Here is a 15,450-nt window from a genome sequence, read left to right on the forward strand (position 1 = left end):
CTGAGCCATGTGACCCGGGACGCCTGGGGCGCTCCGTAACACCGCCTCACGCACCGGCGGTCTCCCCTGCGGCCCGCCGTGCCCGGTTCCGCTCCGCGATGGCCGCGGCGGCCACCTCACGGTCGTCGAAGGGGATGACCTCGCCCCCGACATACTGCCCCAGCTCGTGTCCCTTGCCCGCCACAACTACCACATCTCCGGGCGAAGCACCGCCGACGGCCAGGCGGATGGCGGCCGCCCGATCCGGCTCCACGACGACGTGCGCCCTCTCCTGCGGAGGTACCCGCAGCGCGCCCTCCAGCATCGCGGCGAGGATCGCGAGCGGGTCCTCCGTACGAGGATTGTCGCTGGTCAGGATCGCCACGTCGGCGAGGCGGGCGGCGGCCTCGCCCATCATCGGGCGCTTGCCGCGGTCGCGGTCGCCGCCGCAGCCGAGCACGACGACCAGGCGCCCGCCGGGCCCGTCGTCCCGTGTGCTGCCCTGCCCCTTGTCCGGGGCGTCGTCCAGCACCGCCCGCAGCGAGCTGAGCACCGACTCCACCGCGCCCGGCTTGTGCGCGTAGTCGACGATCACCTGCACGTCCCCCGGCACGTCGCCGTCGCCCGGCACCCGCTCCATCCGGCCGGGGACGCCGGTGAACTCGCCGACGCCGGTCACCGCGGCCTGCAGCGGGACGCCCGTCTCCACCAGCGCGACCAGCGCGCCGAGCGTGTTGGCCACGTTGAACGGGCCGGGCAGCGCCACCGCCACGTCGGCCTCGACCCCTCCGGGGCCGACGAGGCGGAACCGGCTGCCGCCGGAGCCGAGGCGGACGTCCTCGGCGCGCCAGTCGGCCTCCGGCGCTCCCGTGGCGGAGAACGTGGTGATCGGGATCTTGGCCGTGCCGGCCAGCTCGCGGCCGTGGGCGTCGTCGGCGTTCACCACCCCGAGACGGCTGAACTCGGGGGTGAACAGGCGCGCCTTGGCCGCGAAGTAGTCGTCCAGGTCCCGGTGGAAGTCCAGGTGGTCCTGCGACAGGTTCGTGAAGATCGAAACATCGTAGAAGAGGCCGTCCACCCGGCCGAGGGCCAGGGCGTGGCTGGAGACCTCCATGGCCGCGGCGCTCACGCCCTGCTCACGCATCAGCGCGAACAGGGCCTGCAGGTCGGTCGCCTCGGGAGTGGTCAGATCGGGCGTGAACCGCACGTCCCCGGCACGGATCTCCACGCCGCCGACGAGGCCGGTGCGGTGGCCCGCCGCCCGCAGTCCCGCCTCCAGCAGGAAGGTGGAGGTGGACTTGCCGCTGGTGCCGGTCACACCGATGAGCGTGATGCCGGACGCGGGCCTGCCGTACACCCAGGAGGCCACCTGCCCGAGCACCGCCCGCGGGTCGGGCACGACGAGCACCGGCAGGCCGGTGGCCGCGGCCGCGTCACGGCCCTCGGGGTCGGTGAGGATCGCCGCCGCGCCCGCCGCGAGGGCGGCTCCGGCGAACTCCGCGCCGTGCCGGGAGGTGCCGGCCACCGCCACGTACAGGTCGCCGCGCCGCACCCGGCGCGAGTCGAGGGTGACGCCGGTGACGGCGCCGCGGACCACCCGCGCTCCGGGGGAGGGCACGGCCGACGACGACGGGCCGAGCAGGGACGCGAGCGCGGACAGCGGGCGGGCCTGGACGGCCTCTGGACGCATGGACGACGCGGAACGCACGGCGAGAGCGTACCCCTCTCCGCCGCTCGCCTCCGCCACCCGGCCGTCCGTCACCGGGGCCCGCGTGGTCTCCACCCCGGCCGGTTCGATCCCGGTCACTCCGCGGGGCGAAGGACCATCGCGGGCGCCTTCGTGCCGGTCGGGGGGATCTTCCTGCTCTTCAACGCGAAAGTCATGACGTCCTTGAACACCGGGGCGGCGACGGCGCCGCCGTAGTGGTCCTTCTTCGGGTCCTGGATGACGGCCAGGGCCATCAGCCGGGGCTGGTCGGCGGGGGCGAAGCCCACGAACGTCGCGGTGTATCCGCAGTATCCCGCGCACTTCTCGTCGTACCGCATCGCTGTGCCGGTCTTGCCCGCGACACGGTAGCCCTCGATCGAGGCCTCCTCTCCCGTGCCCTCGTGGCCGACCGCGGCCTCCAGCATGAGCGCGATGGATCGGGCGGTCGTCTCGCCGATCACCCGCGTGCCCTTGGCGGCCGGAGCGGCGACGAACGCGCCGTGCGCGTCGGTGGTGCCTGCCACGATCGAGGGGGTCACCCGCACTCCTCCGTTGGCGATCGTCTGGTAGACGCTGGCCATCTGCAGCGCGGTGACCGAGATGCCCTGGCCGTAGGCGATCGTACAGCGCTGGCTGCCCGACCACGTCTGCCACTGGGGCAGCAGGCCGTCCTGCTCGCCGGGGACGCCCGAGCCGCTGCGCGCGCCGAACCCGAAGGACCGGAACATGTCGTACAGCCGCTGGCTGGAGATCTTCTCCGCCGCCATGATGGTGCCCACGTTGCTCGACTCCGCGAGGACCCCGGTGAACGTCATCGACTCGGGCCCGTGCGGGTGGGCGTCCTTGAGCTGCTGGTCGGCGCACTGGATGTGGTCGGGCACCCGGAAGACGGTGTCGGGCGTGACCACCCCCGCCTCCATCGCCGCGGCGGCCGTGATGACCTTGTTGGTGCTGCCCGGCTCGAAGATCTCCGACACCGCGCGGTTGGCGCGGTCCTCCGCCGGGGCGGACTGCCAGTCGTTGAGGTCGGCCTGGGGCGCGTTGGCCATGGCGAGGATCCGGCCGGTGGCCACGTCCATCACGATCACGCTGCCGCTGCGCGCCCCGGTGTCGTGCACCCGCCGGGCCAGCGTCTGCTCGGCGGCCCACTGCAGGTCCCGGTCGATGGTCAGCCGGACGTCCCGTCCGGGCACCGGCGCCTCGCGCTGGCTGCGCGTCATCGGGATGCGCTGGCGGTTCGCGCCGAGCTCGATGCTCTGCTTGCCGTCCCGGCCCGCGAGGACGTCGTTGTACGCGCTCTCCAGGCCCTCCAGGCCCCGGCCGTCCACGCCGGTGAAGCCGAGCAGGCCGCCCGCGAGCGACTTGCCGGGGTAGAGACGGCGGTAGGTCTCCTTTGTGCCGACGCCCCTGAGCTTGAAGCCCATGATGCGCTTGGCCCGCAGGGGCTCGACGTCGCGGGCCAGCGGGATGTAGCGCTGGGTGACCTTGGCCAGCGCCGCGTCGATGTCCTGCCTGGGCTTGTTCAGCTCGCGCGCCAGCGTGGCGGCGACCAGGTCGCGCTTGGCCGGGTCGACGTCCTTGGGGTCGACGTAGACCTCTCTGGCCTCGACCGTCACCGCGAGTTCGTGGCCCTCCGCGTCGGTGATCGCGCCGCGCCGCGCCGGCAGGATCTCGGGCTGCACCCGCTGCTGTACGGCCTTCGCCTGGAGCACCTTGGAGTCGAGTCCCTGCAGCTGCACCAGCCGTCCGGCGAACAGCGACAGCACGATCGCCATCACCAGCATCGCCGCCCGCAGCCGCCGTACGGGGTTGCCCAGCCGTAGCACGGCCGGCGGGCGCGGGGGTGGCGGCGGCCCGCCCGGCGCCCGGAGCGGACGCGGCGGGGTGCGCCCTGATGTGCGCGGCGGAGTACCTGCTGGTGTACGCGGCGGTGCGCCTGTTGGGGTGCGCGGCCGTGTACCTGCCGGTGTACGCGGCGGAGCGCCGCCCGTCCGGGCACGATCCTGGCCCGCGCCGCCCGACGTTCTTCCACCCGGCGCTTCCGCGGCAGATCCGCCCCTTGGCGAGGGTCCAGCCCCCGGCGCGCCCTTGCCGGAGGCGCCGGCGCCCGTGGCGCTCCTGGGCGAGGCCCCACCGCCCGGCGCGCCCCCGGAGGACGCTCCTCTGGCCGAGGCCGCTCCGGCAGGCGGGCGGGCCCCACCGGCGCCGCGGGACGAGACGTCGCCCCCTGCGCCCGCGCGGGACCGGGCCGGCGTCTGACCGCCGCTCCCCGCGCCACGTGGCCGCCCCGCGGCTCCGCCACGGCCCCGATCCGAGCCGCCGCTCCCGGCCCGGGACGCACCGTCGCCCGGCACGCCCTGATCGGCCGCGCGCTCGCCTCCCGCACGGTCACGCGCCGCGCGGCTGCCCGGCACGCGGTCGCCGTCCGTACGATCACGGGCCGCACGGGTGTCCCGGGCGGGGCGGTCGGGGGCTGCGGCGTCGCGGTCCGCGGGGCCTCTCGCGCGGCCGGCGTCGCCGCCGCGCCCGGCTCCGCCGCCGGCGCCCGGGCGTGCCGGACGCGCCGGACGGCCGGACGCGTCGCCGGACCCGGAATCGGACGGGCGGCCGGGACGGCCGGGTTTCTGCGGTCCGTCCTGACGGGAGGGCCGTCCCGGGGACCCCGGGTCACGCCTGCCGCCGCCCGGGCCCTGGCCGCCACCACGCCCGGTGGGACCCCCGCGGCCGGGACCCGGGTTCCGGCCGCTGTCTCTCACCGGTCCGTGCCCTCCTCCGTGCCCTCCTCCTGGCCCTGCTGCCCGGCCGTGCCCTCGCCCGTCGTGATGAACCGAGGGGCGGAGCGGTCCTGCTCCAGGCCCTGCCCACGACCCGCCTCGTCCACCGCGCCGGGCTGACTCCACGTGCGGAGCAGGTTCTCCTGCTCGGCGGCCTGCCGGTGCAGGTCGTCGATGCTCGACCGCAGGTCGGTCAGCTTGAACGAGTCCTGCGCGAGGACCGTGTTGAGCAGCAGGAGGGTCACCAGACCCCCGCACATGAGACCCACGACGAGCAGCACGAACGGCGCACGCGGAGGCCGCCGGAACGCTCGCCGCGCCATTCTGGCACGTGGGGACGTCGCCGGGGAGGCAGCGGCGCCCGCGCCACGCCGGGCGCGTCCCGGCGCGGGCGCGGCCTCGGCGGTGTCCCGGCGCTCCCGCTCCGGGCTCTCCCGGCGCGGCGACTCACGCTCCGGCGTCTCCCGGAGCGGCCTCTCACGGAGCGGCCTCTCACTGGGCGGCGCGACACGGCCGGCCGCGGCCGCCCGTACGGCGTCGCGCTTGGGGGCCGGGGCGGATCCGGCGGCGGTCTTCGCCGGGGCCCTGCCCTTCCGGGGAGCCGCGGGCGCCTCCTGGCGGGCCCTCGCCTCGGCACGGGCGGGCGTGGCGGCGGGGGCCGCCGCACGGCCGCGTCCGGTCACGCCGCCGCGGGGAGCCGGGACGGCCTCGCGCGGGAGTGCGTCGCTCGCCGCGGCGGGCCGGGCCCGGCGCGGCTGGTCGTCCTCACGCCGGCGGCGCGCGCCGCCGAGGGGCCTGTCGGGAGTCGCGACGGTCTCGCCCGCCGATCCGGCGGCCTGGCCCGGCACCCGGCCGGGCACGCGAGGCGGCGCGGCCACGCGTCCGGCCGCCCTCCTGCTCTCCTGCTCTGTCCTCATCCCTCGCGGATCCTCTCTGCCGCCCGCAAGCGGGCCGAGGCCGCCCGCGGGTTGCGGGCCACCTCTTCGTCGTCCGGGAGCTCCGCTCCCCTCGTCAGAAGGCGGAACCGAGGCTGGTGCGCCTCCAACGGGACCGGCAGCCCCGGAGGGCTGGTGTCCTTGGTTCGCGCCGCGAGGACCCGCTTGGTGAGCCGGTCCTCCAGGGAGTGGTAGGCGAGCACGGCAACGCGCCCGCCCAGTGCGAGCGCGCCGAGCGCGGCCGGGAGCGCGCGCTCCAGCGCGGTCAGCTCTCCGTTCACCTCGATGCGCAGCGCCTGGAACGTTCTCTTGGCCGGGTTGCCCCCGGTCCGCCTCGTCGCGGCGGGTATCGCCGCGCGTACGAGGTCGGCGAGCCGTTTCGTGCTGGTGATGGGGTCCTTGGCACGCTCCTTGACGAGGAGGTTCGCCACGCGTGCCGCGAAGCGCTCCTCGCCGTAGTCGCGCAGGATGCGGATCAGGTCCGCGACCGGGTAGGTGTTCACCACGCGCTCGGCGGTGAGCTCCTGGTCGCGGTCCATCCGCATGTCGAGGGGGGCGTCGTAGGAGTAGGCGAAACCGCGCTCGGCCTCGTCGAGCTGAGGGGAGGACACGCCGAGGTCGAACAGCGCGGCGTCGATGCGGGGCCGTCCGGCGTCATGGAGCACGTCGGCCAGTTCGTCGGAGACGGCGCGCACCAGAGTGATCCGGTCCGCGTACGGCGCGAGCCGCGCGGTGGAGCGCGCGATGGCGGTGGGGTCGCGGTCGATTCCGACGAGGTGGAGGGAGGGGTGGGCGGCGAGAAGCGCCTCGGCGTGCCCGCCGAGACCGAGGTTGGCGTCCACGGCCACCGGCTCCGGTCCGGTGAGCGCCGGAGCGAGCAACTCCAGCACGCGATCGAGCATGACCGGAACGTGACCACCCGGCTGACCGGGCTCGTACGACAACGCTTCCAACCCCCATTACGCCGCTGTACTCGCGGATTCGCGGCTGTGCCGCCGGTGACTACCCAACGGATCCCCACCCATGCCGGTTCCTCCAGTGGAACCGACCCGCCCGGCCAGGTCCCCATCCGCGTCGCCTGCCGTGGCGTCTGACACCGGGGAAGGTGCATCAGCTGCCATCTGGGAGCGGGTGGAGACCTCGCCGAACGTCACCGACGGGTCTTCTGATCGAACGAGAAAGGGAATCGAGCTACAGGATCCCGGGCAGCACCTCCTCCGACAGATCGGAGAATGCCTGCTCCTGGGCATCCAGGTAGGTGTCCCACGCCTGGGCGTCCCAGATCTCCAGACGCGTGTTGGCGCCGATGACGACGCAGTCGCGTTCCAGCCCGGCGTACCGCCTGAGCGTCTGGGGAATCGTGATGCGCCCCTGCTTGTCCGGCATCTCGTCGGACGCGCTGGCGAAGAAGACACGGCTGTAGTCGCGGACCGCCTTGGCCGTCACCGGTGCGGTGCGCAGGGCCTCGGTGATGCGCTGGAACTCCTCTACGGGGAAGACGTAGAGGCAGCGCTCCTGGCCTTTGGTGATCACCAGACCCTCCGCCAGCTCCTCGCGATACTTCGCCGGCAGGAACAGCCGTCCTTTGTCGTCGAGGCGCGGGTGGTGGGTGCCGAGAAACACCGGACCCACCTCCTGTGCCTTGCGGAGCGCTCAGCTCTGTAGCCTCTGCCCTCCACTGCGCACCACCATACTCCACTTCTCCCCACCGTCAACTGATTCCGGCCGTGTCCGCATTCGAAATCGGCGGCGTTTTCGCAGGTGAAATGGGGTGGGTCGGAGTGGGGCGCCGCGCCGCCCCCGCCCGCGCGCGGGCGTGTCGGCCCACAGCGCGACCCTTGACGCGCAGGGGGTTCCGGCCGGGCGCGCGGCCCGGTGGGGGAAGGGGCGGGAAAGCGGGTGGGGGGAAGTGGAGCGGCCGGGGTCGCGCCCCGGGATTCGGCCGGTCGCGGTACGTGACCGCGAAAGGTCAGGACTCTACGCGCACTTCACCCTGATTTCTGGACAAAGTCGCCCGCGAACCACAGGGGACATAAGGTCGGTACACAGAATGGAAAAGGAACGTTTAACGCCCCATTCTCGGGGACGCACCCTCATGGAGGCCTGGTGGCTGTAACACCCGACGTCACCGACGCGACAGCCCCGCTTGAGGATCTGGTGGACACCGCCCATCGGATCCGCAACGCGATCGAATCCGTGATCGAGGGCAAGAGCGACGTCGTCCGCCTGACTCTCACCGTGCTCCTGGCGGAGGGCCACCTACTGATCGAGGACGTGCCCGGCGTCGGCAAGACCATGCTCGCCAAGGCCCTGGCCCGCTCCATCGACTGCCCGGTCAAGCGCGTGCAGTTCACGCCCGACCTGCTGCCGAGCGACATCACCGGGGTCAGCGCGTACAACCAGCAGACGCGGGAGTTCGAGTTCAAGCCGGGCCCGGTGTTCGCGAACATCGTCGTCGGCGACGAGATCAACCGCGCCTCCCCCAAGACGCAGTCGGCGCTGCTGGAGTGCATGGAGGAGCACCAGGTGACGGTCGACGGCGTCACCTACACACTGGAGTCGCCATTCATGGTCATCGCGACGCAGAACCCCATCGAGATGGAGGGCACCTATCCCCTCCCCGAGGCGCAGCGCGACCGGTTCACCGCCAAGATCGCCATGGGCTACCCCGAGCCGGCCGCCGAGCTGGAGATGCTCGACGTGCACGGCGCCTCCCAGCCGCTGGACAAGATGGAGCCGGTGGCGACCACGGCCGAGGTGGCCGCGCTGATCCGGGCCGTCCGCGCCGTCTACGTCTCCCAGCCGGTCAAGCGCTACGCCGTCGACATGGTCGCGGCCACCCGGAGCTCCTCCGACCTGCGGCTGGGCGCGTCCCCGCGGGCCACCCTCCATCTGGTGCGCAGCGCGCGGGCCCACGCGGCGCTGTCCGGCCGCGACTACGTGATTCCCGACGACCTTCAGGACCTGGCCGTTCCCGTGCTGGCGCACCGCCTCCTGCCCAGCCTCGAGGCGCAGGGGCAGCGCCGCCGGCCGGAGCAGTTCGTCGACGAGCTGCTGCGGCGCGTCCCCGTCCCGGACGCGCACTGAGTCCGGACGCCGAGTCCCGGACGCGCACTGACGAGAAAGCGACGGAGGGCCCATGCCCGGCCTGAAGGCTCTGACATCGCGGGGACGGTCGTTCCTCGCCTCCGGCGTGGCGGCCCTGGTGTGCGCCCTCGTCCTGGGCGAGCAGGACCTGCTGCGCGTGGCCGTACTGATCATCGCGATGCCGCTGATCGCGTCGCTGGTCGTGACGCGCACCCGCTACCGCCTGTCCTGCACCCGCCGGCTCGGCCCGGCGCGGGTGCAGGCCGGCGAGGAGAGCACGGTCACCCTGCGGCTGGAGAACGTCACACGGCTGCCCACCGGGCTGCTGCTGGTGGAGGACACCGTGCAGTACGCGCTGGGCACCCGGCCGAGGTTCGTCCTGGACCGCATGGAGCCGCGCGGCGTCCGGGAGATCGACTACAAGGTCGGCTCGGACCTGCGCGGGCGTTTCCCGATCGGGCCGCTGTCCGTGCGGATCGCCGACCCGTTCGGGCTGGTGGAGCTGACCCGCTCGTTCACCGTCACCGACACGCTCGTGGTCACCCCCGAGGTGGTGCCGCTGCCGCAGGTACGCCTGTCGGGCGACCACACCGGCGGGGGCGACAGCCGTACGCGGTCGGTCGCGGCGGCGGGCGACGACGACGTGGCGCCACGCGAGTATCGCCAGGGGGACGACCTGCGCCGGGTCCACTGGCGGTCGACGGCGCGGCGCGGGGAGCTGATGGTCAGGCGCGAGGAGCAGGAGTGGCAGAGCCGCGGCGCGCTGCTGCTCGACACCCGCAGGTACGCCCACCGGGGCGAGGGGCCGCGCTCGTCGTTCGAGGTGGCGGTCTCCGCCGCCGCGTCCATCGGGGTCCACCTGTCCGCCGAGGGACTCGCCCTGCGCCTGGTCACCGACCAGGGCGCACGGCAGACGGTGGACACCGGCCAGTCGTGGTCGCTGCTCGACACGCTCGCGGTCGTCCGGCAGAGCTCGGCGCGGTCCCTGGAGCACGGCGTCGGCGCGCTGCGCCAGGGCGGCGGGGAAGGCCTGATCATCGCGGTCCTCGGCGCGCTCGACCCCGAGGAGGCCCACGCCCTCGCGCGGCTCCGGCACCCGGGTGTGACCGCCGTGGCGGTGCTGCTCGATCTGGCCGGCTGGGACGGCTCCGGCGGTGAGCACGCGCAGGCCGCCCGGTCGGTGCTGACCGGGGCCGGCTGGCGGGTGCTCGACCTGCCCGCCGGCGCCTCGCTCGCGACCGTGTGGCCCGAGGCCGGAAACAGCAGGAGCGCGGCCTGAGCCGGCCGGGCTGCCCGGAGAAGAGGTGGAACCCTTGAAACTGCCGATCACGGCGGGGCTCGCCACGGCGGCGGTCACGATCACGCTCTATCCGCTCTTCGAGGGCGGCGCGTGGTTCTGGTCCTGCATGGGGGTCATCCTGGTCGTCGCCGCCACCGGGACGGTGGCCTCGCGCCTGGGCGCCCGTCCCTGGGTGGCGCCCGCGGTGGCGCCCGTCGCGGTGCTCGTCTACCTGACGGCCGCCTTCACCGCGCAGGAGGCGTTCCTCCGGGTGATCCCCACCCGCGGCTCGCTCGCCGGGCTCGTCGCGCTCCTCGGGGAGGGTTTCGACGACATCCAGCGCTACGCCGCCCCGGTGCCCGCCAACCCCGGCATCACCCTGCTCACCACGTCGGGCGTGGCGCTGATCGCCCTGGTGGTGGACGTGTTCGCGGTGCGGCTGCGCCGCGCCGCGCTGGCCGGGCTGCCGATGCTCGCCCTGTTCACCGTGCCGGCCGCCGTGCTCCCCGAGCCGATCGGGTGGCCGGCGTTCGTCGTCGCGGCGTTCGGATATGTCGGCCTGCTCGTCGCCGACGGCCGGGAGCGGCTGAAGGGCTGGGGCCGGGCCGTGGTGGTCCGCCGCTCCGGCCCGGCGTCCGGGGTCGCGCCGGACACCGAGCGGCTGGCCCTGTCGGGCAAGCGCATCGGCGTGACGGCCATCGTGTTCGCGGTGCTGGTGCCCGCGATCCTGCCGGCGCTGTCCCCCGACCCGCTGTTCGGTTTCGGCGTCGGCAACGGCCTGGGCGGGAGCGGCGGCAACATCGGCATCCCCGACGCCATCGCCAAGCTCGGCGGCCAGCTCAGGCAGGACCGCAACGCCACCGTCCTCAACTACACCAGCAGCGACGACAAGCCGCACTATCTGCGGATCTACGCGCTCGACGTCTTCGACGGCGCCAAGTGGACCTTCAGCCCACTGCGGGGACGCCCGGAGGACCGGGTGTCGGAGGGGCCGCTGCCGCCCGTGCCCGGCCTCGGCCCCGGGGTTCCGGTGAAGCGGGCCACGATGCGGGTCACGATCAGCGAGGACCTCGACCGGCTCCACTTCCTGCCCCTGCCGTACCCGGCCCGGCAGGTCGACGCCGACGGCGACTGGCGGGCCGACCGCGGGTCGCTCATGGTCTTCTCCACCCGCGACGAGGTGGCGGGGCTGGACTACCAGGTCGTCGCCGACGAGCCCGACCCCGGTGCCGGGGCGCTGCGGTCGGCGGTGACGCCGCCGGAGAGCGAGCCCTTCCTGCGGCTGCCGGAAGGGCTCGACCCGCGGGTGAACGCCCTCGCCCGCCGGGTCACCGCCGGGGCCACCACGCCGTACGAGAAGGCGGTCATGCTCCAGGAGTGGTTCACCCGGAAGGGCGGCTTCACCTACAGCCTCCGCGCGTCGGGATCGGGTGCCGAGGCGCTGTCGCGCTTCGTGCTGCGCGACCGCGCGGGCTACTGCGAGCAGTTCGCCGGGGCGATGGCCGCGATGGCCCGGATGGCCGGAATCCCGGCCCGGGTGTCGATCGGCTACACGGGCGGCAGCAAGATCGACGGTAAGTGGACGGTCCGTACCCACGACGCCCACGCCTGGCCGGAGCTGTTCTTCGACGGCGTCGGCTGGCTGCGGTTCGAGCCCACCCCGGCCGGCGTCGGCGGGCAGGGCACCGCCGAGGTGCCGGAGTACACCCGGCCCGTCACACCGGAGGCCGAGCCCTCGGCCGGTCCCTCGGCGGGACAGTCGGACGACGGCGAGGACACGACCGGCGTCGGCGGCCCGTCCCGGCCGAACCCCCGCCAGCTCGACCGCGAGCCGCAGGGCGCGCCCGTCGCGGCCGACCCGGGCACGCCCACGAGCGTCAAGATCGGCCTCGGGGCCGCGGGCGCCCTGGTGCTGCTGCTGCTGCCCGCCGCGGCGCGCCTGCTGGTGCGGCGCGGCCGGAACCGCCGGCTGGCCCGTCCGTCCGGCGGGCCGCACGCGGCGTGGGCGGAGCTGCGCGACACGCTGATCGACTTCGGCATGGCCGGGGAGCCGGGCGAGACGCCGCGCGCGCTCGGCCGCCGGATCGGTGAGAGGTACGCGCTGGACCGGCGGGCCGCCGAGTCGCTCGCCCGCGTCGTCACGGCCGAGGAGCGGCTGCGGTACGCGCCGGCGCCCCCGGCGTCCGGGCCGGTCCCCGCGGACCTGCACCGGATCAGGCGCGGGCTGGCCGCGCACCTGTCGCGGTGGCGGAGGCTGGGGGCCGCGCTGGCTCCGGTGTCCACGCTGCTGCGGGTGCGGGCGTTCGGCGAGGGCGCGCTCGACGTGTTCGACCGGATGGAGAACCTGGCGCCCAGATTGAACAGGACACGGTTGAGCAGGACGCGGCCGGCCGGGGCACGGCAGGACGGGACGCGTTCGGGCGGCCCGGACGGGCCGTTCCGCCGGCCGGCCACCGGGGACGACGGCGAGCCCGCGCGGGAGCCGACCCTCACCGGCACCCGCCGCTGAGCGGCGAGGCCGATCCGAGGGCGATCCGAGGCCGGAAGAAGAGGCCGGGCACAAGAGGCCGGGCACAAGAGGCCGGGCACAAGAGGCGGTGGGCCCGCTGTGCGGGCCCACCGGGGGTGTTCAGAACGTGTGCGCGAGCACGGGGATCAGTGCTCGTCGTGACGGCGGCGCCAGCGCTCCTCCATGCGCTCCATGAAGCTGCGGCGCTGGGGGCGGCGGCCTCGGGTGCGGGACGACTGGGAGTCACCGAACCCGTTCATGCGTTTCCAGCTCGACAGGCCCCAAAGACAGGTGGCCAGCATGACCACGAAGCCGGCGGCACCGAGCCAGATCAATGCCGCGACGACGCCGACCATCAGCAGGACCACGCCGAGTGCGAAGCCTATGGAGGCCTTCACCAGGCGGCGCTTGTAGTGGCTGCGCGGATCACTGATCCGTACGGTGTTCGCCCACTTCGGGTCCTCGGCGTAGAGGGCCTGCTCGATCTGGTCGAGCAAGCGCTGCTCGTGCTCAGACAGCGGCACGGCGCCTCCCAAGGACGGCCCCATTCAGGGGAAGACGGCAACGGACGACGCGGGGTGTCCGAACCTCGCGGTCGGTTATCCCCAGAATACGAGGCCTCAGACGTAGGCGAAAGAAAACGACCAACGCGGTCCAAACCGGAGGCGACGTCATGGACCTATTGGACCAAACGGACGACGAACAAGCGACGCCGGCTTCACCGCGTCCGGGCCGAAGCGGCGGGCGGCCCGGTCCATGGCCTGCTCCGCCTCCCGCCAGCCCGTCTCCCGTTCGCCCAGGCCGAGCTGGCGGGTCGCCGCAGCGGCCGGGCCGAGGTTCTCCACGCGCACCCCGACCAGCCGCAGTCGCACCCGTTCCAGTCCTGCCGCCTCGTAGAGCTCGCATGATGTGTCGTAGATCTCCTTCGCGACGTCCGTGGCCTCGCGCAGCGTACGCGACCGGGTGATGGTGGTGAAGTCCGAGCGGCGGAGTTTGACGCTGACGGTGCGGCCGACGTGCCCGGCGGCGCGCAGCCGCGCGGCGACCCGCTCCGACAGCCGGAGCAGCTCACGCCTGATCGTCTCGGGGTCGTCGACGTCGTGCGGGAACGTCTCCTCGTTGCCGATGCTCTTGTCGGGCGCGTGCGGCACCACTCGGCGTTCGTCGCGCCCCCAGGCGAGGGCCGCCAGGTGCGTGCCGGCGACGCCGAGCTCACGCCGGAGCGTCGCCACCGGCACCTGGGCCAGGTCGCCCACGGTCCGGATGCCGAGCCGTACGAGGGCCTGCTCGGTGCGCTCGCCCACCCCCCACAGGGCGGCGACCGGCAGCGGGTGCAGGAACTCCACCACCTTGCCGGCCGGGACCACGAGCAGGCCGTCCGGCTTGCACTGCCGTGAGGCGAGCTTGGCCACGAACTTCGTGCTCGCCACGCCCACCGAGCAGGTGATGCCGTACTGCTCGGCGACCTGGGTGCGGATCATCCGGGCGATCGCGGCGGGACTGCCGAGCCTGCGCCTCGCCCCGCCCACGTCCAGGAACGCCTCGTCGGAGGCGATCGGCTCGACCTCGGGTGTGATCGCCTTGAAGATCTCCATGACGCCGCGGGACACCTCGGAGTACTTGCCGTGGCTGGGCGGGATCACGGTCGCCTGCGGGCAGACGCGCCGGGCGCGGGTCATCGGCATCGCGGAGTGGACGCCGAACCGGCGGGCCTCGTAGGTCGCGCTCAGGACGACCCCGCGCGCGCCCGCCGCGCCCACGATGACCGGGGTGCCCCGGAGCTCCGGGTGGTCGAGCAGCTCGACGCTCGCGAAGAAGGCGTCCATGTCCACGTGCAGGATCGGGCAGCCGCTGTCGTCGACGGGCCCCTCCGGCGGCGGCGACGGATCCCGGGGCAGCAGCTGGTTCCGGGACATGACGTCACCTTACCCGACCGCTCCCCCACCAACCCCACCCCACCCGAACGTCTTTTCTATTCGCGTCCGACCACGGTCGCCCGCGTCTGTTCGCGGGGTCTGTTCGCGCGTCTATTCACGGTACGCGATGGCGTGGATCTGGGTGGCGATGTCCCGCAGCACGGGATGGGTGGCCGCCGCCCGCTCCAGCGCGACCAGGCCGTCGGGGTCGCTCTCGGCCAGCATGCCCGGCACGAGGTCGGCGAAGATCCGCACGCCGTGCACCTCGCCGACGGCGAACCCCGCCGTGCCCAGCAGCGCGGCCAGCGTCTCCCGGGAGAAGCGGCGCGGCGTCGGGTCGCGGTCGCCCCAGCGGCCCCCCGGGTCCGACAGCACCTGGCGGGCCTCGTCGAAGTGCCCGGCCAGGGAGCGGTGGACGGCCGCGGCGACCGAGTTGGCGGCGAGCACGCTCACCACGCCGCCCGGCCGCAGGATGCCGGCGACGGCGCGCAGGGCGCCCGCCGGGTCCTCGACGTACTCCAGCACGCTGTGGCACAGGACCAGGTCGGCGCTGCCGGGCTCCAGCAGGTCGCCGAGGTCGGCGGCGTCGCCCTGCAGGCCCTTGACCCCGACGCCCGTCTCGGCGGCGCGGCGCTCCAGGGCGGCCAGCGAGTCGGGGGTCGGGTCGACCACGGTCACGACGTGGCCCAGTGTGGCCAGCGGCACGGCGAAGCCGCCGGTGCCGCCGCCCGCGTCCACGATGTCGAGGGTCTCGCGCCCGAGGGCGGCCGTCCGCTCGGCGAGGACCGCGCGCAGCGCCTCCCAGACGACGGCGCGGCGTGTGGCGTCACGCACTTGCGGCCTCCTCCCGGCTCAGAGCGACAGCGAGGGCTTGAGCTGCTTGAAGCGGGCCAGCAGGCCGTTGACGAACTGCGGCGACTCGTCGGTCGACAGCTCCGCCACCAGATGCACCCACTCGCTGATCACCACACCCTCGGGGACCTCCTCCGACCACAGCATCTCGTACGTGCCGCCGCGCAGGACGTTGCGGTCCACGGCGGGCATGCGCTCCAGGGTCCAGCCCTCGGCGTACGTCGAGATCAGCTCGTCGATGCGGTCCAGGTGCCGGACCACGCCCTCGACGAGGAAGGAGGTGTACTCGTTGACCGGCGGGTCCGCCCGCTCCACCCGCTCGGCGAGCACGTCGAGCGGGCTCACCTGCCGGGCCTCGGCTTCGAAGAGGACGTCCAGCGCGCGGCGGCGGGCCTTCCCCCGAGCCGACAC

Annotated in this window: 12 protein-coding genes; 3 read left to right on the plus strand and 9 right to left on the minus strand. The window is 74.0% G+C overall.

All coding sequences use genetic code 11. From position 1 onward, the window contains the following. Positions 1-46: 46 nt before the first annotated feature. The 5 genes from HHX33_RS18465 to mraZ form a co-directional block, all read right to left on the minus strand. Positions 47-1,669 (minus strand): UDP-N-acetylmuramoyl-L-alanyl-D-glutamate--2,6-diaminopimelate ligase, encoded by a 1,623-nt coding sequence (locus HHX33_RS18465; RefSeq protein ID WP_182875797.1) that lies wholly within the window; start codon positions 1,667-1,669, stop codon positions 47-49. A gap of 113 nt (positions 1,670-1,782) precedes the next feature. Then, entirely contained in the window at positions 1,783-3,513 is a 1,731-nt protein-coding gene (locus HHX33_RS18470; RefSeq protein ID WP_310741434.1) for a penicillin-binding protein 2, read from the minus strand. A 926-nt stretch (positions 3,514-4,439) separates the two neighbouring features. After that, entirely contained in the window at positions 4,440-5,378 is a 939-nt protein-coding gene (locus HHX33_RS18475) for a hypothetical protein (RefSeq protein WP_182875709.1), read from the minus strand. Beyond that, positions 5,375-6,298 carry a 16S rRNA (cytosine(1402)-N(4))-methyltransferase RsmH gene (gene rsmH, locus HHX33_RS18480; RefSeq protein WP_182875710.1) on the minus strand — a complete coding sequence of 308 codons (924 nt, stop codon included), beginning with the start codon at positions 6,296-6,298 and terminating at the stop codon, positions 5,375-5,377. The genes HHX33_RS18475 and rsmH overlap by 4 nt, the downstream gene beginning before the upstream one ends. Before the next feature lie 289 nt (positions 6,299-6,587). Then, on the minus strand, positions 6,588-7,019 hold the full coding sequence (gene mraZ, locus HHX33_RS18485) for a division/cell wall cluster transcriptional repressor MraZ (RefSeq protein WP_117409747.1): 432 nt from the start codon (positions 7,017-7,019) through the stop codon (positions 6,588-6,590). A 483-nt stretch (positions 7,020-7,502) separates the two neighbouring features. On the opposite strand from mraZ, the gene HHX33_RS18490 reads away from it, so the two are divergent. From HHX33_RS18490 to HHX33_RS18500, 3 genes are read left to right on the plus strand one after another with little or no spacing between them, the layout of a single operon-like run. After that, on the plus strand, positions 7,503-8,483 hold the full coding sequence (locus HHX33_RS18490) for an AAA family ATPase (protein ID WP_117409748.1): 981 nt from the start codon (positions 7,503-7,505) through the stop codon (positions 8,481-8,483). 52 nt (positions 8,484-8,535) lie between these two features. Beyond that, positions 8,536-9,762: a DUF58 domain-containing protein gene (locus tag HHX33_RS18495; RefSeq protein WP_182875711.1), complete on the plus strand. Its 1,227-nt coding sequence runs from the start codon at positions 8,536-8,538 to the stop codon at positions 9,760-9,762. A gap of 34 nt (positions 9,763-9,796) precedes the next feature. Further along, entirely contained in the window at positions 9,797-12,271 is a 2,475-nt protein-coding gene (locus tag HHX33_RS18500; RefSeq protein WP_182875712.1) for a DUF3488 and transglutaminase-like domain-containing protein, read from the plus strand. Positions 12,272-12,417: 146 nt separating this feature from the next. Here the strand turns inward: HHX33_RS18500 and HHX33_RS18505 are convergent, their stop codons facing one another. The 4 genes from HHX33_RS18505 to nusB form a co-directional block, all read right to left on the minus strand. Continuing rightward, positions 12,418-12,795 (minus strand): DUF3040 domain-containing protein, encoded by a 378-nt coding sequence (locus HHX33_RS18505; RefSeq protein WP_182875713.1) that lies wholly within the window; start codon positions 12,793-12,795, stop codon positions 12,418-12,420. A gap of 147 nt (positions 12,796-12,942) precedes the next feature. After that, positions 12,943-14,187 (minus strand): DNA polymerase IV, encoded by a 1,245-nt coding sequence (locus tag HHX33_RS18510; RefSeq protein WP_117409751.1) that lies wholly within the window; start codon positions 14,185-14,187, stop codon positions 12,943-12,945. A 111-nt stretch (positions 14,188-14,298) separates the two neighbouring features. Next, a complete protein-coding gene (locus HHX33_RS18515) occupies positions 14,299-15,021 on the minus strand; it encodes a methyltransferase domain-containing protein (RefSeq protein WP_182875714.1) in 723 nt (240 codons plus the stop codon). Positions 15,022-15,039: 18 nt separating this feature from the next. After that, positions 15,040-15,450, minus strand: coding sequence for a transcription antitermination factor NusB (nusB, locus tag HHX33_RS18520; RefSeq protein WP_117409753.1), 411 nt, complete (start codon positions 15,448-15,450; stop codon positions 15,040-15,042).

The organism is Microbispora sp. H10670, assembly GCF_014161385.1.
Lineage (GTDB): Bacteria > Actinomycetota > Actinomycetes > Streptosporangiales > Streptosporangiaceae > Microbispora > Microbispora triticiradicis.